The 23,448-nt window shown below is 44.7% G+C and carries 27 protein-coding genes; 8 read left to right on the top strand and 19 right to left on the bottom strand.

Annotated features, from left to right (window positions below; genetic code table 11):
* Positions 1–62: 62 nt before the first annotated feature.
* Positions 63–1,508 carry a 4-hydroxyphenylacetate 3-monooxygenase, oxygenase component gene (hpaB, locus tag NYE28_RS01305; RefSeq protein WP_342490258.1) on the top strand — a complete coding sequence of 482 codons (1,446 nt, stop codon included), beginning with the start codon at positions 63–65 and terminating at the stop codon, positions 1,506–1,508.
* 55 nt (positions 1,509–1,563) lie between these two features.
* Here hpaB and NYE28_RS01300 read toward each other — a convergent pair whose 3' ends face one another.
* Entirely contained in the window at positions 1,564–1,806 is a 243-nt protein-coding gene (locus NYE28_RS01300) for a DUF2651 family protein (RefSeq protein WP_007408994.1), read from the bottom strand.
* A 334-nt stretch (positions 1,807–2,140) separates the two neighbouring features.
* Here NYE28_RS01300 and glpT point away from each other — a divergent pair, with 334 nt between their 5' ends.
* Positions 2,141–3,475, top strand: a complete 1,335-nt coding sequence (gene glpT, locus NYE28_RS01295; protein ID WP_003156725.1) for a glycerol-3-phosphate transporter — start codon at positions 2,141–2,143, stop codon at positions 3,473–3,475.
* Positions 3,476–3,570: 95 nt separating this feature from the next.
* The gene (locus NYE28_RS01290; RefSeq protein ID WP_337681215.1) at positions 3,571–4,458 is read left to right on the top strand and encodes a glycerophosphodiester phosphodiesterase; all 888 of its coding nucleotides are present in this window, start codon (positions 3,571–3,573) and stop codon (positions 4,456–4,458) included.
* A gap of 180 nt (positions 4,459–4,638) precedes the next feature.
* Here NYE28_RS01290 and NYE28_RS01285 read toward each other — a convergent pair whose 3' ends face one another.
* From NYE28_RS01285 to NYE28_RS01265, 5 genes are all read right to left on the bottom strand, one after another.
* Positions 4,639–4,887 carry a DUF2651 family protein gene (locus NYE28_RS01285; RefSeq protein ID WP_041482172.1) on the bottom strand — a complete coding sequence of 83 codons (249 nt, stop codon included), beginning with the start codon at positions 4,885–4,887 and terminating at the stop codon, positions 4,639–4,641.
* A 74-nt stretch (positions 4,888–4,961) separates the two neighbouring features.
* Positions 4,962–5,105 (bottom strand): hypothetical protein, encoded by a 144-nt coding sequence (locus NYE28_RS01280; protein WP_342490257.1) that lies wholly within the window; start codon positions 5,103–5,105, stop codon positions 4,962–4,964.
* Between the two features lie 3 nt (positions 5,106–5,108).
* Positions 5,109–6,164: a hypothetical protein gene (locus tag NYE28_RS01275; protein WP_342490256.1), complete on the bottom strand. Its 1,056-nt coding sequence runs from the start codon at positions 6,162–6,164 to the stop codon at positions 5,109–5,111.
* Positions 6,165–6,599: 435 nt separating this feature from the next.
* On the bottom strand, positions 6,600–6,728 hold the full coding sequence (locus tag NYE28_RS01270) for a hypothetical protein (protein ID WP_277424704.1): 129 nt from the start codon (positions 6,726–6,728) through the stop codon (positions 6,600–6,602).
* Positions 6,728–8,347 carry an APC family permease gene (locus tag NYE28_RS01265; RefSeq protein WP_015239073.1) on the bottom strand — a complete coding sequence of 540 codons (1,620 nt, stop codon included), beginning with the start codon at positions 8,345–8,347 and terminating at the stop codon, positions 6,728–6,730. Before NYE28_RS01265 ends, NYE28_RS01270 begins: the two co-directional genes overlap by 1 nt.
* 185 nt (positions 8,348–8,532) lie before the next feature.
* Between NYE28_RS01265 and NYE28_RS01260 the strand changes: the two genes are divergently transcribed.
* Positions 8,533–8,793, top strand: coding sequence for a hypothetical protein (locus NYE28_RS01260; RefSeq protein WP_025284161.1), 261 nt, complete (start codon positions 8,533–8,535; stop codon positions 8,791–8,793).
* Between the two features lie 45 nt (positions 8,794–8,838).
* Here NYE28_RS01260 and NYE28_RS01255 read toward each other — a convergent pair whose 3' ends face one another.
* From NYE28_RS01255 to NYE28_RS01200, 12 genes are all read right to left on the bottom strand, one after another.
* Positions 8,839–9,537 carry a DUF308 domain-containing protein gene (locus NYE28_RS01255; RefSeq protein ID WP_337681213.1) on the bottom strand — a complete coding sequence of 233 codons (699 nt, stop codon included), beginning with the start codon at positions 9,535–9,537 and terminating at the stop codon, positions 8,839–8,841.
* Positions 9,538–9,646: 109 nt separating this feature from the next.
* Entirely contained in the window at positions 9,647–9,895 is a 249-nt protein-coding gene (locus NYE28_RS01250; protein WP_038460644.1) for a sigma-G-dependent sporulation-specific acid-soluble spore protein CsgA, read from the bottom strand.
* A gap of 80 nt (positions 9,896–9,975) precedes the next feature.
* Positions 9,976–10,452: a DUF4879 domain-containing protein gene (locus NYE28_RS01245; RefSeq protein ID WP_007408988.1), complete on the bottom strand. Its 477-nt coding sequence runs from the start codon at positions 10,450–10,452 to the stop codon at positions 9,976–9,978.
* Between the two features lie 103 nt (positions 10,453–10,555).
* Positions 10,556–10,735, bottom strand: a complete 180-nt coding sequence (locus NYE28_RS01240) for a hypothetical protein (RefSeq protein ID WP_059366490.1) — start codon at positions 10,733–10,735, stop codon at positions 10,556–10,558.
* A 13-nt stretch (positions 10,736–10,748) separates the two neighbouring features.
* A complete protein-coding gene (locus NYE28_RS01235; RefSeq protein ID WP_337681212.1) occupies positions 10,749–11,891 on the bottom strand; it encodes an ABC transporter permease in 1,143 nt (380 codons plus the stop codon).
* A complete protein-coding gene (locus NYE28_RS01230) occupies positions 11,888–13,069 on the bottom strand; it encodes an ABC transporter permease (protein ID WP_342490255.1) in 1,182 nt (393 codons plus the stop codon). Before NYE28_RS01230 ends, NYE28_RS01235 begins: the two co-directional genes overlap by 4 nt.
* 8 nt (positions 13,070–13,077) lie before the next feature.
* Positions 13,078–14,013 (bottom strand): ABC transporter ATP-binding protein, encoded by a 936-nt coding sequence (locus NYE28_RS01225; RefSeq protein WP_220006938.1) that lies wholly within the window; start codon positions 14,011–14,013, stop codon positions 13,078–13,080.
* Between the two features lie 141 nt (positions 14,014–14,154).
* Entirely contained in the window at positions 14,155–14,799 is a 645-nt protein-coding gene (locus NYE28_RS01220; RefSeq protein WP_342490254.1) for a response regulator transcription factor, read from the bottom strand.
* Between the two features lie 4 nt (positions 14,800–14,803).
* Positions 14,804–15,934 (bottom strand): sensor histidine kinase, encoded by a 1,131-nt coding sequence (locus NYE28_RS01215; protein ID WP_032870194.1) that lies wholly within the window; start codon positions 15,932–15,934, stop codon positions 14,804–14,806.
* A gap of 10 nt (positions 15,935–15,944) precedes the next feature.
* A complete protein-coding gene (locus NYE28_RS01210) occupies positions 15,945–16,658 on the bottom strand; it encodes a YjjG family noncanonical pyrimidine nucleotidase (RefSeq protein WP_327954654.1) in 714 nt (237 codons plus the stop codon).
* Positions 16,659–16,750: 92 nt separating this feature from the next.
* Entirely contained in the window at positions 16,751–18,136 is a 1,386-nt protein-coding gene (locus NYE28_RS01205) for an amino acid permease (protein ID WP_015416703.1), read from the bottom strand.
* A 424-nt stretch (positions 18,137–18,560) separates the two neighbouring features.
* Entirely contained in the window at positions 18,561–18,992 is a 432-nt protein-coding gene (locus NYE28_RS01200) for a MarR family transcriptional regulator (protein WP_011996235.1), read from the bottom strand.
* Positions 18,993–19,188: 196 nt separating this feature from the next.
* Here NYE28_RS01200 and NYE28_RS01195 point away from each other — a divergent pair, with 196 nt between their 5' ends.
* From NYE28_RS01195 to NYE28_RS01185, 3 genes are all read left to right on the top strand, one after another.
* Positions 19,189–19,593 (top strand): CidA/LrgA family holin-like protein, encoded by a 405-nt coding sequence (locus NYE28_RS01195; protein ID WP_025284151.1) that lies wholly within the window; start codon positions 19,189–19,191, stop codon positions 19,591–19,593.
* Positions 19,563–20,255 carry an LrgB family protein gene (locus NYE28_RS01190; RefSeq protein WP_007408978.1) on the top strand — a complete coding sequence of 231 codons (693 nt, stop codon included), beginning with the start codon at positions 19,563–19,565 and terminating at the stop codon, positions 20,253–20,255. Before NYE28_RS01195 ends, NYE28_RS01190 begins: the two co-directional genes overlap by 31 nt.
* Before the next feature lie 110 nt (positions 20,256–20,365).
* Positions 20,366–21,211, top strand: coding sequence for an aldo/keto reductase (locus NYE28_RS01185; RefSeq protein WP_011996234.1), 846 nt, complete (start codon positions 20,366–20,368; stop codon positions 21,209–21,211).
* Between the two features lie 52 nt (positions 21,212–21,263).
* Here the strand turns inward: NYE28_RS01185 and NYE28_RS01180 are convergent, their stop codons facing one another.
* Positions 21,264–22,430: a DUF4885 family protein gene (locus NYE28_RS01180; protein ID WP_033575103.1), complete on the bottom strand. Its 1,167-nt coding sequence runs from the start codon at positions 22,428–22,430 to the stop codon at positions 21,264–21,266.
* Positions 22,431–22,564: 134 nt separating this feature from the next.
* On the opposite strand from NYE28_RS01180, the gene NYE28_RS01175 reads away from it, so the two are divergent.
* Positions 22,565–23,446 carry a hypothetical protein gene (locus NYE28_RS01175; RefSeq protein WP_043021526.1) on the top strand — a complete coding sequence of 294 codons (882 nt, stop codon included), beginning with the start codon at positions 22,565–22,567 and terminating at the stop codon, positions 23,444–23,446.
* Positions 23,447–23,448: the final 2 nt, after the last annotated feature.

Genomic DNA, 23,448 nt, shown 5'->3' with positions numbered 1-23,448 from the left:
ACACCCAATTTCGTTTTCAATATAATGAGGTAGTGGATCTGCAAAGAAAGAAGGGCGACATGATGGGTATCATTAATGGCAAAATGTTCATTGACCGATTAAATCAGCTTGGAAATGAGATTTGGCTTGATGGTGAAAAGATCGAGGGACAGATTTCTGAACATCCCGCATTTAAGGGCCTTCTGGAAACGAAGCGCTCTCTTTATGATTTGCAAACGAAACCGGACATGAAAGATCAAATGACTTACAGTCTTCCCGGTAAAAAAGAACGGGCCGGGCTTTCATACCTGCAGCCGAAAACGAAAGAAGACGTAAAAAGAAGAAGAAACATGTTCGAACATTGGGCCAGACACACGCACGGAATGATGGGACGAAGCCCGGATTATATGAATACCGTGCTGATGAGCTTCGCCTCCTCCGCCGCGCTTTTGAAAGACCGCGATCATTGTTTTCCGGAACATGTTCAAGCGCTGTACGAACGCGCTGCTGCACAGGATCTTTCTTTTACGCACACGTTTATCACCCCTCAGGTGAATCGTTCACAAATGGGTGTAAACGTATCGCCGACACCTATCTCGGCAAAAGTCGTCGATAAAAATGAAAAAGGCCTCATCATACACGGCGCCCGGATTTTAGCCACACAAGGCGGCCTGACGGATGAAGTGCTCGTGGTTTCTCTGCCTAAAATGTATTTTGAATCGGATGAAGCGTTCGCTTTTTCAATCCCTTCCAATACAAAGGGAGTAAAATTCATCTGCAGGGAATCTTTCGTACTCGGAAAATCATCGTTTGATTATCCGCTCAGCTCAAGATATGAAGAAATGGATTCTATCGTTGTATTTGATCACGTTTTGGTCCCTTGGGAACGCGTATTTTTTTATAATAATTACGAGGCGGCTTTTGATTTTAATATGAAAAGCTCTTTTAACGCCTTCGCATTTCATCAAGTTATCACGAGACAAATTGTAAAGACGGAGTTTCTCCTGGGCCTCGCCCAAACGCTTGTCGAAGCGATAGATGTGGGCGAATATCAGCATATTCAGGCTAAGATGGCTGAAATCATCACCAGTCTGGAAACGATGAAAGCCCTTTTGGAAAAGTCGGAGAATGATGCGGAAACAGATGAATGGGGTTATATGCGTCCGAGTGTCACTCCGCTTCGTGTGGTCAGCGCGATTTTTCCCGACATCTACCCGCGCTTCACGGAAATCATTCAGCTGATCGGGGCAAGCGGAATGGTGACTTTGCCGACTGAAAAAGCGTTCCGTTCTGACATCAGAGGAGACCTTGACCAATATTTGCAGGCGGCCGAATTGAACGCTGAGGACCGGGTAAAAGTGTTCCGCCTCGCATGGGATTTGACCATGAGCCCCTTCGGAACAAGACAGACACAATATGAGCGGTACTTCTTCGGTGACCCCGTCCGCTTAACCAGCCATCTGTACAGAAGCTATCCGAAAGAAGAACAGACCGCGGTCATCAAGGAATTCCTGCACATTCATAAATAAAACAAAGCAGAGAGCGCATCTCTGCTTATGATAGCTGGATCGGCTGCCGCCGATCCTATTTTTTATTTTGGCTGATCACCACCATCGTAATATGCGATAACGCGAAAGAGACAAGCGTATACACAACGGCCCACCCGATAAACGAGAAATTCAATACGGTAAAGGTGCATATAAGGCAAACGGCCAAAGCGGCAGCCGGCATAATGAACGCGTTTTTAAACAGGTACGTTCCGGCGACTGACAAGATGATGATACAAAGCGGCAGAACACCGAACGCAAAATCCAATTCATCAATCAACAGATGCACTCCCTTCGCTTTTCTTAGTCCGGCCTAACACATCTTATGCCTGAGTACAAAATCGAGTACTTCAAATCTTTCGCGCTCCGGCTGATTTTCCCTCCGGTTATTTATTCAAAAAAATGAAAACTTTCCTTAAAGCGTTTACATTCACGTCAGACTATGATAATTTAAGAAAGCGCTATCATACACAAGTTAATGATTTTTGGATGGAGATGAGGAGAACCAGGAAACCCCGCCCTTTCACAAGGGTGATTTCTGGTTCTTTTTGTCATTTTCAAGGAAAGGAGTCATACATACATCATGATAGACGTTCAGCAAAGGGGAGGATATGATGTTTCAATTGTTTAAGCCGGCTCCGCATATTGAGAGATTGGATGATTCAAAGACGGATGCGGCCTATAAGCGGCTCAGGCTGCAAGTATTTTTGGGGATTTTCATCGGGTATGCCGGGTATTATTTGCTTCGCAAAAACTTTGCCTTCGCTATTCCTTATTTTCAGGAACAAGGGTTTTCAAAAGGGGAACTTGGCTTGGTGCTTGCGGCCGTATCAATCGCTTACGGCTTCAGTAAATTTATTATGGGGATGGTGTCTGACCGCTGCAACCCGAGATATTTCCTTGCGACGGGTCTGTTTTTGTCAGGTGTCGTAAACATTTTATTTGTTTCCATGCCGTGGGTCACGTCAAGCGTGACGATTATGTTTATTTTTATGTTTATTAACGGGTGGTTTCAAGGAATGGGCTGGCCGCCTTGCGGACGGACGATGGCTCATTGGTTTTCCATCAGTGAACGCGGCACGAAAATGTCGATATGGAATGTCGCCCATAACATAGGCGGAGGTATTCTCGCCCCGCTCGTGACTCTCGGCATCGCCATGTTTGTTACTTGGAAAAGCGTGTTTTTCTTTCCGGCGATTATCGCCATCGTCATTTCATTTGTGATTGTTCTTCTCGTTCGGGACACGCCGCAATCCTGCGGGCTTCCGCCGATTGAAGAATACCGGAATGACTATCCGAAACATGCGTTCAAAGACCAGGAAAAAGAGATGACGACCAAAGAAATTCTTTTCAAATACGTGCTCAATAATAAGTTTCTGTGGTATATCGCATTTGCCAATGTCTTTGTTTATTTCGTGCGGTACGGTGTCGTTGACTGGGCGCCGACCTATTTGACGGAAGCGAAAGGGTTCTCTCCTGAAGATTCCAGATGGTCTTATTTCCTTTATGAATATGCGGGAATTCCGGGAACGATTTTGTGCGGCTGGATCAGCGACCGGTTTTTCAAAAGCCGCCGCGCGCCGGCAGGCGTACTGTTCATGGCCGGCGTATTTATCGCTGTATTGGTCTACTGGCTTAACCCTGCCGGTCATCCGCTCATCGATAATATCGCGCTGATCAGCATCGGCTTCTTAATCTATGGACCTGTCATGCTGATCGGGCTTCAGGCCATTGACCTTGCGCCTAAAAAAGCGGCGGGAACGGCAGCCGGCTTAACCGGGTTTTTCGGCTACATCGGAGGCTCTGCTTTCGCCAACGCCATCATGGGTTATGTCGTAGACCGCTTTGACTGGAACGGCGGCTTTATCATGCTTATCTCCTCATGCGTGCTGTCCATCGTCTTCTTGGCTATGACGTGGAATACGGGCAAGCGGGCGGAGCATGTGTAAGAAAACAACATAAAAGATTAATATTTTTGCAGTACAGCATTTACAACGATTTTCTACACTAGAGACAGATATTGATTTTTAAGGGGGAAGAAAACATGCGGAAACATAAATTGTTTGCTTTGGTATTGCTTTCATTCGGTTTATTGTCATTCATCGTCACGCCTGTATCGGCAGCGGGAAAAGGAAACCTCTTGTCTCCTGACAGAATTTTGACCATTGCCCATCGCGGTGCTTCGGGGTATGTCCCGGAGCACACGATCCTTTCTTATGAAACTGCGCAAAAAATGAAGGCTGACTATATTGAGCTGGATTTACAAATGACAAAAGACGGCAAGCTGATCGTCATGCATGATGAAAAACTGGACCGCACCACAAACGGACAAGGCTGGGTGAAGGATCATACATTAGCCGAGATTCAAAAGCTCGACGCCGGCTATTGGTTCAATAAGGCCTACCCGGAAAAAGCAAAACCGCAATACGCCGGACTTCGCGTTCCCACACTTGATGACGTGTTAAAACGGTTCGGCAGACATGCAAACTATTATATTGAAACAAAGGCGCCCGAAACATATCCGGGTATGGAAGAAAAACTGATCGCTTCACTGAAAAAATACAAATTGGCAGGTAAGCATGCGAAACTTGGACAAGTTATCATTCAGTCTTTCAGCAGGGACAGCCTTCTGAAAATCAAACAGCTCGATCCGAAACTTCCCGCTGTCCAATTGCTTGAAGCGGAACAGATGACGTCAATGACTGACGCAGATTTAACGGACATTAAAACATATGCCGTCGGAATCGGACCGGATTACAAAGCGCTGAACGCTCAAAATGTCCGAAACATTCGCAGCCACGGCCTTCTGCTTCATCCTTACACCGTAAACAGCGAGGCGGACATGCGCCGTCTGCTGAATTGGGGCGTAACCGGTGTGTTTACCAACTATGCGGATATATTCCAAAAGGTTAAAAAAGAATACAAATCATAAAGCCAGCATGGGTTCGGGGATGATGCCGAACCCATTTTTTTGCCCGATAATGCAAACGCCATCATGGGTTATGTAGCGGGCGGAGCATATTATTAAAAGGCTGAGACTCACCTTAATTGTAAAAAGATATCACTGTAATGATGAATTACTTGTGATACCTTTTTAAACAAAGGAATATAATTATTTATTTCTATTATCTAGTTTCTTTCTTATACTATTTGTAATAGACGATAATACAAGTGATACTAAACCATAGACAACCACCCATCCCCAGAAGGATAGATTAAAAACAGTGAACATTAATATGACTGAAACAACTATACTGACAAGCGGCATTATATAGACTTTTTTGAAAATATAAGTGAATATAATCGATAAGACGATAATAGAAAGTGGTAAAATACCAAAAGCAAGATCTAGCTCATCCATTATTATTCTCCTTTGTGAATTTAATTTCCCTTTAAATATACTCACTCAGCTGTCTAGCGATTTAAAAAATGTATCTAATCACTCCATACTTCTTTGTTTTTCTTAATCATAAAAAAGTCATATTCAGAAACATGGGTATTGTTAATAATTTTTTCAAGTCCTCTGACAGGAGTAGATTTTAATTTTTTTCCGTTTTTATAAGAGTAAGAATTAATCACATATTACCCACCCTTGCTTATTTCTAACAAGAAAATTTCAGACTCGTCAAAATAAGTGAATTTTGCTTGGTTTTCAAATTTTGTCGACCTATTTAACGGGATTTTTTTTCCCGGCTTCATACTTTTCAGATCGAAAGTATAAAGTATTGAATTAGCTGCCAAATGATATAAAGTGTCATTTTTCACAAAAAAGTTATTAGTGGAAAGAGGAATTGCCAGTTGAGAAATTTCATCAGGGATATGATAACTGCCTAAAGGATATGCCCCTTTAAACTTTTTATGCTTTAAATCAATTTCTGCTACTTTGAATTGTACTTTGTTTGATTTATCCGTTTGGTTATATAGTATAAAAAAGGCTGAGCTTTTTTTAACTATTATTTGTGAATAAACACTCCAATTTTCTTCATTTAATATAGGAATTGTTGTTCCTTTCCCTACTGTAACTTTATCTTTATCTATTTTAATACCCTGAAAAGTCGGTGTTTTAATTGAAGAATCTTCATTTATCACGTAAATATATTCACCGTCATTACCAGTACTTGTATAGAAACCCGGAATAATCTTTTCATGAAATCCACTGCCGTTACCCCATCTGATTAAACTATTATAATGGTTTTCACCGACTCCTTGATTATTCAAAAAATAAAAGATATTTTCTTTTCTTAAATGGCCTGATGACTGCCCATAACTTGTATGTACTTGATGTTGCATCGGGAATTTTTTAAAGTTATCGCCTATCATATAAACTTCTTTTTTGTCCTGTCTAACTATGTTTTTTTCATCTTGTGCAATGGTTCCAACCTCAATAGCATCTCCTTTTACAGCTGTTGCTGCTCCTTTTTCATCAATGTATACAGTATAACTCCCATCTTTAGGATAATCTATTGTAGCTGAATAATATATAGCTGCAATTTTATCATTCAAGAAATACTTTTCCTTTTCTTTTTCAGTTTGTTTAACATTAGAAACTGAATTAGTATATTTAAAAGTTCCAATACATATAAATATACCTATTAATACTATGACCGCAATTATAATAAGCCACTTAATCTTGTTCAAATATAATCTCTCTCCTTAAAATAATATGACTCCCTAAATAAACTTAGGGAGTGAAAATAATTCATCAAAATGTTTTAATAGTTTTTGTATAATCGGAATCTCTGATGTCTCTTGGGTAGACGCCCAGTCCTAATTTTCGCGTTTTCATACTTATTACCTCCTGCTATTTATTTATTCTCCTATATTTTAATTTATTATACAATTATTGTAATCTCAACTTACGTACTGTATTTATTCTATGGTTAATTATTTGTTTTGTCTCTAAAACTTTGACTTTGGAGTACAGGAAAAAGATGAAGCATGGAGAAGAAGAAACATAAAAGATTAATAGTTGCCCAACATATCTTTTAGATTCATTCTTTAGTATGGAAGACAGTTATTGATAAGGTGGAGAAATCATGAGAAAAATAGAATACTGTCCTTGGTTGCCTGTCGTTAGGCTTTCTCATTCATCGTCACGTCTGTATCGAGCCAGCATGGGTTCGGGGATGATGCCGAACCCATGTTTTTTTGCCCGATCAAAAAACCTTGCGGGAACGTTCCCGCAAGGTTTTTATTAATCATTATTCTTTTCCGGCAGCGGCTTCCGCCTGTCCGCCTTTTAATTGATCGTTGATTGCTTTGGCGTCTTTCAAATACTCAGTCTTGAATCCGCTCTTCAGCGCCCACGCATAGAAGGCAAGGGCAACGATTGCGATCAGCCCCATATCCCAGCCGTACGGAATGATGTTCAGACCGCCGAATTTTTCACTTCCGAGCCATGAAATGACCATCATGCTGAGCAGATAGACAACCATCCAGACGCCGCCTTTAAAGTTTCTGCGGAATCCTTTCCACTTCGCTTTCGCTTGGTAATAGAAATAAATCGGAAGGCCGATCAAAATGATAAACAGCACCTGCCCTGTTAACGGCCAGCGCGCCCAATACAGCACGAGAGACGCGAACACGAAGCCGAGCGGTGCAACCACGCTGAGGCCTTTCAGACGGAGAGGCCGGTACAAATCCGCCGCCGTCCGCCGCAGCGTCATCACCGTCACGGGACCCGTGATATAAGAAATCAGCGTCGCAACGGAAATGATTTCAGCAAGCACGCCCCATCCTCTGAATAAAAACAGAAAGATAAACGATACGATCAGGTTGAAAATCATCGCTTGGCGCGGCACGCCGTACAGCGGATGAAGCTTCCCGAAAATGCTCGGCATATATTTATTTTTTTCCATGCCGTAAATCATGCGTGACGTCGTAGCGGTATAAGTGATACCCGTTCCTGACGGAGATACGAACGCATCCGCATAAAGAATAATGACAAGCCAGTTGATATTCAATGCGATCGCCAAATCGGCAAATGGAGAGTTGAAGTTCAGGTGACTCCAGCCGTGAACGATCATGGAAGGTTCAACCGCACCGATAAATGCGATTTGCAATAGGACGTAAATGACGGTTGCGACCAGCAGCGAACCGACAACCGCAATCGGAATCGATTTGCCGGGATTTTTTGCTTCTCCGGCCATATTAATCGGGCTTTGAAACCCGTTAAACGCAAATACGATACCTGATGTGGCCACCGCCGTCAGCACGCTTGCCCAGCCGTTCGGCGCAATGCTTGAACCGGATGTGAAGTTTCCGCCGTGAAAACCGGTAAACAGCAGCGCTCCGATTGTCAGCCCCGGAATAATGATTTTAAAGATGGTAATCAATGAATTCGCTTTTGAAAATAAGTTAACTGTCCAATAATTCAGTAAAAAGTAAATAATCAGTAATACGGATGCGAAGCCGAGCCCCTCTCCCGTAAGAGTGCCGTTGTGAACGAGATTGCTTGTCCATTTTGCCCATTCCCACGGCCATGAGCTCATGTATTGAACAGACGCAACCGCTTCCACCGGAATAACGGAAACAATCGCAATCCAGTTTGCCCATCCTGCGATAAATCCAATAAATGATCCATGAGAATATTGAGTATATTTTACCATTCCCCCGGCTTCCGGGAACATTGAACCCAATTCACTATAAGAAAGTGCGATAAACAAAATAACGATCATACCGATAATCCAGGAAATAATTGCGGCAGGTCCCGCAATCTGAGCCGCCCGCCACGCCCCGAATAACCAACCGGAGCCAATCATCGACCCAAGTCCGACCATCATGAGTGCAAACGTTCCCATTCTGCGATGTAATTGATTCATAAAGTTAACACCTTTCAATTAAAATATGACTCCAGCGCTATCATATATTTATAATATTATTCTGAAAATAGTTTTGTCAATCTTTATCGCATTAAAGCAGAAAGCCAAAATTACCCTTCCGATGTTTAAACAGCCGTTAAGCGGGAATAACTACTGCAAGCCAGAAATAGAAAGGAGTTTTTATCGTGAAACAAAAACTGCTCATTTCAGGACTTGCCGTGTCGACTGTCGGAGTGACTTCCTACCTGCTCAAAGATAAATCAAACCGCCAAAAGGTGATGAGCTTTATCCGCAATATGAAAACATCGCTCTCCGGGAAGCAGGATATTGAATCATTCCCCGTCAACAAAGCAGGCAACCCGCATCCCGAAGATATTGAAGATAACAAAATGGTATCCGAAGGCTCCATGTACCCGGTTCAATATTATGATGACAAGAAGAAATAATCTGTTCCCGGGCTGCCCGGCCGTATCAAACGGCGGCAGCTTTTTTTATGCAGACGGCGTTTGATAGATCCGCCAATATTGGCGCGATCCTTTCTCCCGCACAGTAATGCCCAGTTTGGATATTTCCGCTTTCAGCTCTTTCGCATCAGCCTTTTCCTCCTCTTTCAGCGCCTTTTCTCTCGCTTTTAAAAGAGCATTTGCCCCTGGCTCCAAATCCGGCGTGTCCGGCACCCACCGTTTGTATTCTTCTTTAAAAGGATCTTCCGTCCCCAGCCAGACATACCCATACGCGCGAAACGCATCAGCCGCTTTTTCAACCGCGGGCTCAAGCTTCTCCCGAAAAAGCTCCTGCCCTTCAGTCCCCAATAAGACAAGATGCTTTTCATCCGTAAACACACCGGAAATGCTGTCTTTCGAAAACACGCTTTCTTCATTATATATGGTTAAGGACACCTCGCTATCCGTCACGACTGCCACAAGAGTTTCTTTAAAAGCTGCCCGCGTCAGCCACACTCCCCCGATTAAGCCGATAACGGCGGTTGCAGCCGCAGCCTTCCATCCGTGAAAAGAAGCGATAATGTCCAGCGGCCCGTGAAAAGGCAGCCAATCCAATGTTACGGCCCACTTCGCAATGACCGGCAGAAACCATCCGATGACCAGCCCCAATAATGGCGGCACCAGAAAAACCAAAGCTATTTCAACCGATGACAACTCAAGAACCGTCTGTTTTTTTTCGTCGTTCATGTTTCTCCTCCGTCTGTGTTTTTCACAACTATCCATTATACAAAGGGTTGGATGATTCTGTAAACTGTTTCCGAAACAATAAAAAGCCTCCCGACCGCCGGGAGGCTTTTTAAAACAGGAGCTCATATACTTCATTCAATTCCATCGTGCGCTTCTCATCCTGCTCGTTCTCAGCATATTTGATTTCCTTTTCAAGCACCTGATTCAGCGCATCCATTTCCAAATCATTTAGATCTTTCACAAACTCGCCCTCATTTGCATAATGCTTCGCCTGAAGCTTTTTATAAATCCCTCGGCACACGTCATGCTCCAAGTGGTTCGAAAGCGACTCGCGCAAATATCCGAGTGTCCTGTCCATCATGTAAGCCCTCCCTTTTCTATAGGAATAGCTTCCCGGAAAGAGAGAAAAACTATACATGAAAGCACCGGGCGGCTGTTTTAACTCTGTACCTGAATGGAGAAAAATCCGCTGCTTAACGGCGTGTACGGCCCGTTCAGCCCCGTTGCGGAGAAAGAGAACGTTCCTGAACTGACATAAGAAAGAGGAACACTGTAATATTTAATGTAGCCTGTAACGATATTGCCGTTTTTCGTATATTCATCTTCCAGCGCTTTTGACGTAAGATTTGTAATATTCGTTCCGTTGTTAAATGCCTGGATCGTGTTATTGTTCGGATACCCTTGGAAATATACGGCTAAATAACCCGTTGTACCCTTCATCGGTTTTGATGCGCTGATTTGGTTCGGCCCGATATTTTCCCATTGGTAACTCTGACCGTCAGACGTCACACCGATAATACGGATTTGTGTTAAAGCAGGAGCCGGCGCCGCAGACGCTGATGGAGCCCACAACCCGCTCACAAGCAACAAAACAGCGGCGGCCGCCGCGAATAGCATAACGAGTCTCTTTTTCATGTTTCTTCCCCCTCTTATTCTTTTCGTAGAATCCTATACTATTTTACACGATTTACAAGGAAAAAGATTACATTTTATAAAAGAGTCCGGAACACTTTGTGAACTAGATATGAAACGCTCTTGAAACACCGTTGATCATGAGAAAGATGCCGCAGATTCTTAACATGACTCTCGAACTTCTGTCATCTTTACCGAAAAAAGTTTTTCCGAGCCTCCCGATCCATACGTTCATTGCGGCTCCCGCGAGCAATTCTATGATTCCGATCATTTCTGCCATATACAAAGCAGCCACCCTTCTAACCGTTTTTTTTCATATGACGGTTTATCATATAAAGTGATAAGACCAATGACGCTGCACCGGCAGCAAGAAACAGGCTCAGCGGCACTATCTGCATGCTGCCTCCGCCATTGTGTTGAAACGCGCCGATCGCCCATTTTTCAGGAGTAAACAACGACAGCATCTGCATGTACTCTGGAGCCGCGTCTAATGTGAAGAAAGCCCCTCCCAATAAACCCGTGACAGCTATAAAAACCGAAGCAAGCGACGTGAATTGCTTTTGGCTCTTCATGAACGGTATCACGGCCATCGTTACAGCAGTCAGCGCAAACGAGCAGGCCGCAAGCACCGCTCCCGCAGCAAAAACATGATCAGCAAAACGGATATGCAGCATGAATGTTCCGGCAGCGAGGATTACGATAATATGGAGAAGTCCGAAAAGATACGCCGCCGCAAACTTAGAGATTGCATATGCCGTATAGGAAACGGGTGTGCTCAGCAATCTGTCATATGTATGATTTTCTTGTTCATCTATAAATGATCGCAGGCTTTGGACTGCAACGAACCAGATAAACATCACTAAAAATCCGATAAGTCTGTCGGCTGCCTGTCCGCCTTCATAAACGTGATGGCGGTCAACATTGACGGTGGAATGACCCTGAATATCCTTCAAGAGATCAGCTGCCGCCTGCTTCCCGTCGGTGTGCAGCGTGCGGGATATCACTTTTGCATCGCGGACTATTTTTTTCAGCGCGCCCGCCTGCTGCGCAATCAGCTGCTCTGTCAAAACAGCATCACCCTTTTCTTCATTCTGAATAAATGAAACGTTCAATTCATCTCCGGAAAATAATGTCTCTTCAAAATGAGAGCCGATCAGCAATCCAAAGGATATATCCTGATGATGAACCTTTGTTTTTAATACGTCCTCCGTGACCTTCGTGAATTTTATATGGCCGGCTTTCTGAATCATTTTCATAAATTGCGCTGAATAGGCGCTCTGATCCTCATCAGCTACATATACTTCCTTCTGCTGACTGCCATCCGCAGAAAAGGAAAAGAAATATGTGAGAAGGAGCGGGGCGGAAATCGTCGCAAAGATGGCAGCCCGATTTTGCAGCATCAGTTTCAGCTGATGTCTGATCATGAATAACAGCTGCGTCATGAAACAGCCTCCTTCCGTTTAAACACCCAGATGGTCAAACATAAAAACACGGCGCCAATGGCGGCAAGCTCTGCCAAATCCGTCGAAATACCGCTCAGACCGGCATGCTGCGTGACACTGACATAGCTGTTGATCGCTTTGCCGTTCGGTATCAGTTCCTGGATGATTTTCAAACTGTCAGGCAAGCCGTCTTTTGCGATAAAGCTTCCGCCTAAAAAACTGAATCCGTATAAAATGGGAGCCGCCATGCTTGAGACGGTCTCGTGGTTTTTTGCAGTAAACCCCCAAAGAAGCACGATACTGCCGATCGCAAATGAATAAACAATCGTAACCAGCAATATTTCAAACAAATTGCCCCATTTTACCTGATACAAGATGCTGCTTGCGATGATGACGGCAGCCATTTGCATAAGGATGGCAAGCATGATTCCCAAAAGCTTACCCGCCACATACTGGATACGTAAAACAGGCATTGATTTGATTCTGAATAACGTGTGCTGCTGTCTCTCTTCCACTATCCCGTGAATGAGCGCAAACGCGGTCATAATGGAGAACATGACGACCATTGCGATTGAAAAATACTGCATCGCATCAATCGGAGCCGCATGATTGCCGGCCGACTGTTTCGGAATGGTGACAGCCTGTTCACCCGAAAGGCCGCTGATGATTTTGCGGGCATCTCCCTTTGACAGATGTCCCGACTGCTTCAGCACCGCTTTTTCTTCACTGATCTCCGCTTTTACTCTGGTGACAAACGAATCGGCCATCATTTCCACAATGTCTCCGTTTACAGAGCCTTGTTGGTCCGAGATAACTTTGATACTTGTTTTTTCATTGTGTTCTGCCGCTTTTGCAAAGCCTTTCGGCACGTATACAAAAACGGAGACTTTACCGCTTTCGACAAGCTGTTTCCCTTCTTGGTAACTGCCTATGTCTTTTACACGGATGAGATCAGTTTGTTTCAGCACGTCATTCTTTAATACGTCGCCCAAAGAACTCTGCGCGTGATCCGCATTATAAAACGCGGTCTGAAATGGCTTCACTTTCGAATCGCCGTGAAAAACCGTTCCTAAAATAAAAATCATCAGTGCCGGAAACAGAATCAGTTTTATATAGAAAGACTTTGCTCCGGCCAATAACCGAAAATCTAATAAGATCAGCCTGAATAATATTTTCATGACGCCCCCTATGAATCCCGCAGCGTTTTGCCGGTGAGCCGGAGGAAAATGCTTTCCAGATTGGCTTCCTCGAAATGAATGCCCTTAATGGTGATACCGGTCTTCCTGATATCATCCGCAATATCAAGGATATTGCGATCTGCCGCAGAGACGAGCATCGTAATGGTCTGCTGGCTGACAGCAGCCTCGGCAACACCGGGAATGCGGCGAATTTTTTTAACGGCATCATCATTCAGACCCTCTGCATTCACGATCAGGGTATCAGAGGCTTTGGCTGACTGCTTCAATTCGTCTTTCGTCCCGCAGGCAATGATTGAGCCGTGATCCATGATCGCCGCTTTTTCACAGAGGTATTCGACCTCTTCCATGTAATGACTCGTATAGATGACGGTCATCCCTTTTTCTTGATTTAACGTCTTCACGGTTTCAAGAATATGGTGTCTGGATTGCGGATCAATTCCGACGGTCGGTTCATCTAAAATGAATAGTTTCGGTTCATTCATTAGCGCGGCTCCGATATTCACCCGTCTTTTCATGCCGCCTGAAAACTCAGATATCCTTTGATGTCGCTGTTCCTTTAATTCGATGATGTCCAGCACTTCATCAACCCGTTTACAAAGTTCCTTACCGGAAAGTCCGTACAGACTCCCGAAAAAAGCCAAATTATCCTTTGCGCTTAACGCTTGATATAAAGCGATTTCCTGCGGGACGACTCCCATCACTTTTTTTATGGCCGCAGGCTGCTCCTGTAATGAGGTTCCGTCAATGCAGATTGTTCCGCCCGTCGGCGGGAGCACGGTGCTGATCATCGACACCGTTGTTGATTTACCAGCGCCGTTTGGTCCCAGGAGACCGAATATCTCTCCTTTTTCGACGCGCAGTGATATATGATTGACAGCGGTAAAATCGCCGTACTTCTTTGTCAAATCCGTTAATTCGAGCATTCGTGCAGCACTCCTTGTGTCATATCTGCACTTATTCTACTCTTGGCGATCCTTGTTTTCTATTCACTTTCGTACTCGATATGGGTATTACTTTCGTCATATGTTTAGTGATAAAAAGGGAGAGAGGAGGGTGAAGCGGGGTTATAGCAATTTTTGCAAATATAAGGTAAGCTCGGTTCTGTTTGACACTTCAAGTTTATCGAGGATTCTGGATACATAGTTTTTCACAGTGCCTTCAGTCAGAAATAAGTCTGCGGCAATGCGTTTATTGCTTTTGCCTTCCATAATGTGTTTCGCCACATCAAGCTCTCTTGGCGTGAGAATCTCCTTCAGCTTTGACCGCGGCTCTTTCTGCACCGCAGGGATCTCCATATTGTTCAGCGCTTTTACGACGGAAACCGTGATTTTGGGATTCAGCATCATCTTCCCTTCATAAACGGCTTGAAGGGAGGCGGTAATTTCATCTGAATCAGCATCCTTCAAGAGATAGCCGTCGGCTCCGCTTTTCAGCCCGGCAAAAATATAGTGATCCTCTTCAAACGTTGTCAGAATGATGACTTTTACGGACGGATATCGCGCTTTTACCGCTTTTGTCGTTTCGATTCCGTCCATACCGGGCATTCTGATATCCATCAAAATCACATCGGTTTCAGTTTGAGAAAGCAGCCGGAGAACCTCTTCGCCGCAAGAAGCCTCTCCCGATATTTGAATTCCTTCATGAAGACTCAGAATCATTTTCAGCCCCTCTCTCACAATGGACTGGTCGTCTGCAATCATGACATTCACTTGATTATTCCTCCTTGCATGGAATCCTTATTTTCACGTCAAAACCCGTTTCCTTCCCGGACGAGAAAACAGCCTCTCCGCCAAGTGCGGCCGCTCTTTTCTCAATTCCTTTCAGACCATTTGATTTTATGATCGTTCCGCAGGCTGAGCCGTTATTATGAATATGCGCCAATATCATGTTTCGGTTTTTTTGAATCCGGACAGAAACATATGAAGCATGTCCATGTTTTATCGCATTCGTAATCGTTTCCTGAACGGATTGATAAAGACAATGCTTCACATCCGGCTGTTCCGCTTCTATGGCCGCGTCCATCTCCAGCTCGAAGCGTATGCCTCCCGCCTCTTGAAAATGGCTGAAAATGTCACGGAGCTCTTGCTCAAATCCGCGCCCCGGCAAAGAGCCCTGCAGCAGCATAACGGCCTGGCGAAGCTTTAAAATGGATTCTTTCGTAAGATCATGCGCCTTATGAATGATCTGCTTCACTTTGTCCGGCTGATGCCCGGCTGTCTTCCCGGCAAATTCCAAATTCATTTTCAGAGCAGCCAGATAATGACCGAGAGAATCATGCAGCTCCTGCGCAATTCTTGTTCTTTCTTTCGTAACGGCCAGTTCCTCAATCCGGTCTGAATATTCCTTCAGTGTGTCATTAGCGATCTTCAGCTCTCGGTTCAGCAATTCAACCTTCGACTTCTCCTGCAGGTTTTTCCGATATAAATAAATCACCGCAAACATGATGAAGTATGGCGGCACGATATCACTGACACCCGCTCCGCCGGCGTATAAAGCTGCGGCAAATGCGGCGGCATTCATCGTTAACAAAACAGCCGAAATCTCCTTATCAGTAATAAGCACCTCCGCCAATAAAAGCACCATTACGGCCTGTGCCCCCACACTATAGACATTGTACAAAAGTACTCCCGCGATGGCGTTGCTCAGGAGAAAAGAGCCTTGATATACAGCCGGCCTTCTCTTCATATATAGCGGCCGCAGGCAGTCATTAGCCGTCAGCATCATCACGAGCACAGACAAAAAAACCTTCAGCTCCCCCCGGCCGGGAGGAAGCTGAAGAATCGCATGAAAGATTGATAGTAATGCAAAACCCCTGATCAGTAACTTCGTATGTGCAATCTTCATCGTATTCTCCTTACAAATGAGCGGCGGCTTTCCGCTCCACGTTCAGCACATCATACAGCTCATCAAGCGAATGAATCTCGTACGTCGGGATGATTCCGGACTCATTTGCTTTCTCTCCGGGATTAAACCAGCACGTATCCATTCCCGCCATCTGACCGCCTTTTATGTCCGCGCTCAGTGAATCGCCGATAATAAGTCCGCCCTCGGCAGAAAAACCGGGAATTCTCGCAAACACGTAATCAAAGTATTCCTTCATCGGCTTTTGAAAACCCGTGTCCTCAGATACAAACACATCTTTAAAGAACGGATACAGACCGGAGTCGCCCAGCCGCTTATATTGTGATCTTGAGACGCCGTTCGTCACGATGTATAAATCAAATAAAGGACTCAGCCGTTCAATCAGCTCATAAGCTCCGTCTATCATCTGGTGCCCTTCTTCTAAGTATTGGCGGTACGCCTGATTCATCAGCACGCCGTCGGCTTCGAGGCCGTATTCTTTAAACAAAAGGGCAAACCGTGTATTCACCACTTCATCGCGGGTCATTTCCCCCTCTTCAAACGCCTTCCACAGCCCTTGATTTAACGCTTTATAACGGGCTTCCACCTCTGCCGTCAGCTCCAGCTTTGAACCTTGAAACAATTTTTGAAGAGCATCGGTTTCTGAAGCGGTAAAATCCAGCAGCGTATTGTCTATATCAAATAATAACGTACGGTAATGACTCATCGATGTTTCCCCCGGTTCTGCTTTTTTTAATCAGTATACCACTCGCGGACAAGCCGAAAAAGACACCCCTGTAAGAGAGGTGTCTTTTTGAATTATACAGCGTCTTCTATTTTCGATTTTTCACCAGGCATGCGCTTGCCGATACCGAACGCATAATAGCTGACCGTCACAATCGCCAGGAAAATCACCCCGACAACCAACGAAATCCGCGTATCTTTGTTAAACCACATGCCGATCAATACCATGAGTAAGAAAGCGATCGTCAAATAGTTTGTAAACGGCGCAAAAGGCATTTTAAACGGATGCTTATCAAGCTCAGCGCCCTTCGCTCTTCTGAAACCGAGATGGCTGATTAAAATGACGAACCACGGAATCATTCCCGGCAGCACACTCGCGCTGTACACATAGACAAAAATTTTCGGAGGCGCGATGTAGTTCAGCACGACACCGATCACAAGTCCGATTAATACGGCAAACGTACCGAATATCGGCACACCGCTCGAAGAAACTTTCTTAAAGAATTTCGGGGCCTGTCCGTTCACGCCCAATGTATAAAGCATGCGTCCCGCACTGAATATCCCGCTGTTGCATCCGGACATCGCAGCGGTAATCACAACAAAGTTAATCAAACCGGCCGCCGCCGTAATCCCGACTTTCGCAAATGTCGAAACAAACGGACTGCCGAGTGAGTGAAGCTCATTCCACGGATATACGGTAACGATTACGAAAATCGCACCGATGTAGAAAATTAAAATCCGCCAAATAATACTCTGAATCGCGCTTCGCAGCGTTTTTTGCGGGTCCTTCGCTTCCCCTGCCGTAATCCCGATCAGTTCGACACCTTGATAGGCCGCAACGACCAAAGACAAGGCAAAGAAAAATCCTGAAAAACCATTCGTAAAGAAACCGCCGTGCGACCATAAATTAGATAATCCGATCGCATGCCCTCCGTTACCGAAACCGAAGAAAATAATTCCGATTCCGGCCACAATCATCAGAATAATGGTGACGATTTTGATCATGGCAAACCAAAATTCAAACTCACCGAAAGATTTTACCGAAATTAAATTCGCCGCACCGAGAATGGCCATGGCGATAATGCCGGGAATCCATGCCGGCAGATCAGGAAACCAATATTTCATATACGAACCGACGGCGATAATTTCAGACATCCCGACGATCACCCATTGAAACCAGTTGCTCCACGCCGTCATATAGCCGGCTAACGGATGTATATACTTATGGCCGAATGTCGCGAACGACCCTGTACTCGGCTCTACATAGAGCATTTCACCCATCGCACGCATGATAAAAAAGATAAAGATACCCGAGATCGCATAAGCCAGCAGGACAGACGGCCCGGTCCATCCGATCGTGCTGGATGATCCCATGAATAAACCGACACCGATCGTGCCGCCCAGCGCAATCATCTGTATATGACGCGCGCCTAAGCCTCTCTTTAATTCTTTGTTTGCCACTTCGCTTCCTCCTCTTAACAGCTCTGATATATGTGAAATAATGAAGCAGAAGGTGCACCTGTTGAACCTAACTCACTCTTCATTTCCCGCAATATTAGAAATATTCTATCTTTCTATTGTTATATAATCTCCAATTTCCTTATTCCATCATAATAAATTTTCGTGGAAAATACAATTGTTTTTTTCAGGTAAACACCTTACACCCTAAACCAATAGACTAAAAATAAAGCGCTTTCACTTTTAATGAATTATGAATATTGAGATAATAAATGCCGCAGCCTCCGAGAAACAGGATGTCCCTGGAGAAACATGTTCCGCCCCCTATTCAATATTATTTTTGCTAAGCAGAATGGCGTAAAGTCTTACTCTCTTCCATTCTCCCTTGTATACGCCATAATCCTGCTTAACCGGCAAAAATCATGCATTAATCGATAAATGCCTCATTCAGCCGCAGCAAAAGCCGGCCGAACTTTTCTTTTTCATCGCCTGACCAATCGTCAAGCATATGTCGGTATCGATCAAGACGCATCTTTTTATCAGCTTTTAACCTCTGTTTGCCAAGCTTCGTAATCGCAAACAGACTGACCCGCCCGTCAGAAGGATCGGAAAAACGCTGGATCAGCTCTTTCGACTCCAAGGCCGCGGCCTGGCGTGACAATGTGGAAATATCCAGCTTAAAAGATTCGGCTAATTCCTTTACACGCGCCGGTCCGAATTCATCCAGCTGCCGTAATAACAAATACGCAGCCCTTTCCAGATGTCCGATTTTACGATCGGAGTTATCAAGATAAACAGCTCTCCTGATAAAAGTGGTGAGCTCATATTCAATTAATTCAATCGGATCTTGTTTTGACAAACAGCCTCACTCCTTACAATTGACAACAGCAATATTAGTTGTATAATACAAACATATGCACATTTACTCAGAAAACTTATAGAAAGATTTTGCATACATATATTTGTATAGTACAAATATATGCGCAAAAAGTAAAGAAACATATCGAAGCATCAAGAAAGGGGGAAGCTGCTCTTCTCCAAAGAACAGCATTGTCGTGAAAGCCATACGCATCATCTTGCAAATCATTATTTTATTCGCATTTTCCTTTATCGGGGGAGCCGTTCAGCAGTTCTTTCACCTGCCCATTCCCGGAAGTATCATCGGTTTGATCCTGCTGATCATATGTTTATCGGTTAAGATCATTCCCGTCAAAATGATTGAAGACGGAGCCGGATTTTTGCTGTCTTTTCTTCCGCTGTTATTCATTCCGGCCATGACGGGCGTCATCAATTACCCGTCACTGTTTTCCGCCAGCGGGGCTGCTCTGTTTCTGATCATCGTGCTGAGCACCATCGTCACAATGATCGCCGCAGGGTACGCCAGCCAGCTGTTAGAGCACAAAGCCAATCAGAGAAAGGAGAAAAAGAAGTGCAGCAAGCATGTATCGCAATCCTTATAATTTTGTTCACGGCCGCCGCCTATCTGGCTATGGTGAAATTATATGTGCGCTTTCCATATCCCTTTCTCATACCGGTTTTGACGACTACGATTTTCATTATCGCCGTGCTGCTTGTTTTTCATATTTCGTATAAAGACTATATGATCGGCGGCCAATGGATCAATTCACTGCTCGGACCCGCCGTGGTGGCTTTGGCATACCCGCTTTATAAGCAGCGCCGGGTGTTAATCAAGTATATGTTTCCGATCATCGGCGGCGTGTTGGCCGGTTTATTCTCCGGAATGGTCAGCGGCCTGCTATTTGCAGAGCTGTTCGGCATCAGCCGGAGTTTGATTTTGTCAATTATCCCAAAATCAATTACGACGCCTGTCGCCATACAGATTGCGTCCGGTATCGGCGGTGTCCCTTCCATGACAGTCGTGTTCGTCATGATCGCAGGGTTTTCCGGCGTTATCTTAGGACCGCTGCTTCTCAAGTGGATCCGCATTCGCAGCTCACTCGGGAAAGGAATTGCATTCGGGAGCGCTTCCCATGCGCTCGGCACCTCAAAAGCAATGGAGTACGGAGAATTAACGGTCTCCATGAGCTCTGTTTCCATGACGCTCTGCGCCGTGTTAGGGTCGGTCTTCGGCCCCGTCGTAGCATGGATGTTTCAAATTTAAAGCTGACGGTTCTCCGTCAGCTTTTTTCATGTGCGGCTCATCTCATTTCCTTCCATTATTATGTTTCATTTGTAAAAATAATGGTAAAGTAGAAAACAAGGAGGGATTTAATGATGACTGGAGCAATTCCGCAAAAGAAACTGCTGGATGGGACAAGCATTCCTGCGATTGGCTTCGGTACATACGCTCTTAATGGAAACAACGGCGTTCATGCCATTACCAGCGCCATTGATATCGGCTACCGTCTGATTGACACCGCTTATAACTATGAAAATGAAGGGACGGTCGGAGAAGCCATCAAGAGAAGCTCTGTTCCGAGAGAACAGCTATACGTGACGTCCAAGCTGCCCGGACGCTACCATGACTATGACAAAGCTGTACAAACCATCCAAGAATCTTTATACCGCGCCGGTCTGGACTACTATGACCTGTATCTCGTCCATTGGCCGAACCCGAAACAAGACCGCTACACGGAAGCATGGCAGGCACTGATTGATGCGAAAAAATGGGGTCTGATCCGATCCATCGGCGTCTGCAATTTCCTGCCTGAGCATATCGAACGGCTCGAACGTGAAACCGGCGTAAAGCCAGGCATCAACCAAATAGAACTGCATCCCGCTTTTAATCAGCAGCAGCAGCGCCAATGGCACGAAGAACAGGGCATCGTGACAGAATCATGGAGTCCGTTATCCCGCGCCGGCGAAGTATTGAACGATCAAAAACTCGGACGGATTGCGGACAAATACGGCAAAACCATTTCTCAAGTCATTTTACGCTGGCATATCCAGCTGGGCGCCATCCCGATTCCAAAATCAGCATCGCCCGAGCGCCAGCTTGAAAACATCTCCGTTTTTGATTTCTCCCTTGATGAAAACGACATGAGCATTATCGACTCGCTTACCCGCCCCGACGGACGCATAAACGGCCAAGACCCGGCGGAGTATGAGGAGTTTTAAGTAAACGCATAAAGAAAAGCTGACGGCATCATTTGTCAGCTTTTTTCTCATTTTATATACGCACACCCAGCTCCCGTTTCCATTCAGAAAGCCAATCTGTATCCCCAGATCCGTATTGCCTGCTTTGGCCGACATCACGCAGAGATCCGTTTTTATACTCAATGGACAGAACCAAATCAGGAATGGCATCATAACCCGTTCTCGCCAGCTTCGTGAGCGCCTGTCCGTAATGGGCGGCTGCTTCTGCGGCCGTATGTCTCAACAAAGGATCTTGCTGCAGCGCTTCCTTATAGACGTCTAAAAGGTCGCGTCCGTCTTCTGTGACGTACTTTCCGTCCACGATCTGCAAGTCTTTCAGATGATAGCCGGTCACCTCGTACATTTCCCGAACGACTTGATATTTCTCATATGTTTCCGGCGTAAACTGCGAGGAGTCATCACTCCGGCTGCGAATGATGTGCGCAAACAGCTCTTTGCTGTTTTCCCCGGAGTTTAAGACAGCTTCAATCTGCTGAGTGAGCTCTTTATCGTCAGTCCCGCTCACTTTTAACAGATAATCAATCGGTGATATCGTAAATGTAAGATTCGCACCCTCCGGAATCTGAATATGATTCCGATGGAAAAGCATCTCAATCTGCTGATTCACCTGCCCGCGCTGAAACACTTTTTCATTTTCGACTTGAATCTCTCCGTTGAGCGTTTCACCCCGAAACGCCGCATCACGGAAATCATAGCTCTGGGCTTTCCCCTTAAACAGCCATTCCGTTTCATTATGATAAGCGGCCTGACGCTCCGATTCTGATAAATCACTTCTGAAATAAGGTGAATCGGCACGCTGGTATTTATCCTTAATATAATGCAAAGGATCTGGTTTTCGTTTATTGATTTCATTGATACGGCTGTATTTCTCATCAAGAATCTTGCTCGCAATATCACTCTCAGACTCATACGGATTATTAGCGTCTATTACCGTCTCATTCCCATTATCCGTAATCGTTTTCTGATTTGCAGATTGATATAAACGGGACAGGCTGCTCCCTTTCTCAGTGACACCGCTCCTTGAATAATTCACCTGGCTCAGATCGCGGCTCCCGCCTGTCTGAATCAATAAGCTGTCCGATCCTTTTGCCGCATCTTTCACATTTGTTTTGGAAGAATACCGCTGAAGCACTTGCTGAGCCATTACTTGATTTTTTATATATCGAGCGTTTAGGCGCATGTTTTTAACCTCCGCTTGAGATGATGTTCTAGTGTTTGTATCGGCTGTTTCCCAGTTGATTTTAACCTTAAATAACAAATGTTTACATAGCTAATGTTTTTATGTATGATGTAGTCAAAAAGGGGGATTTTTCCATGAAGAAGTGTATATTGATTCTATTTGTCAGTGTCATCGTTTTATCAGGCGCATTGTTTGCATCTTCACCTTCAGCCTCTGCGTCTCAAAAGAACTCGTTACAAATAAGCGCCATTACAGGAAATCATTCATTTGAAACTGCCAATCCGGTAGGCTACTGGAAATATAAAAATATTGATACTGCCATATTGCCAAAAGGGGAAAAAGATTCGTATTTCACTTTCACGGCAAATAAGGGAGAAAGACTTTATGTCAGGAGTTCAACAAGAAGTGAATACAAGGGAATGGACATTGAAATTTATAATAAAAATAAAGTACTGATCAGTAAAGGCACAGAAGTGATAAATCCTGATACGGCGCTACCTTTTATCTATGCGAATACAGATGCGAAAGAAAATAACGAGACGTTCTACGTGAAAGTGTCCCGCGGCTCCTACACTGACGATATGTACTTTACACTCTCTATTTACGACCGAATCAAATCCGGCAGTGAGACCTTCTCATTCAGCGGTACAGCTGAAAATAAAGGGAACACAAGCCTCAGTCCGAATGGATCAGATTCAACTGTTCTTAGACTCGACTTAACCAAACAGACAAGCATTCCAAGAGACGCCACAGTGAAAAGAATCAACACCACCGCAACCCAAACACCAAGCCAAGGAAATACAAGCCACTACATCATGTCGGAAGAAAATAAAGTGTGGCACCGTGCACTTGCAAACAGCTCCACACAAGGGAATTACGGTATTACACTGGATGATAACCTCTCAGCGGCAAGCATCTGGAATTTTAAATACAACACACTTGCAACAGCTAAATCGACTATGAAAAATGTAAAATTGAAGATTGATTATGAGTACGATGTGACAACGCAGTTTTAATT

The organism is Bacillus sp. FSL R5-0443, from assembly GCF_038608285.1.
GTDB lineage: Bacteria > Bacillota > Bacilli > Bacillales > Bacillaceae > Bacillus > Bacillus velezensis.
This window is presented reverse-complemented; position numbering and strand designations above follow the sequence as displayed.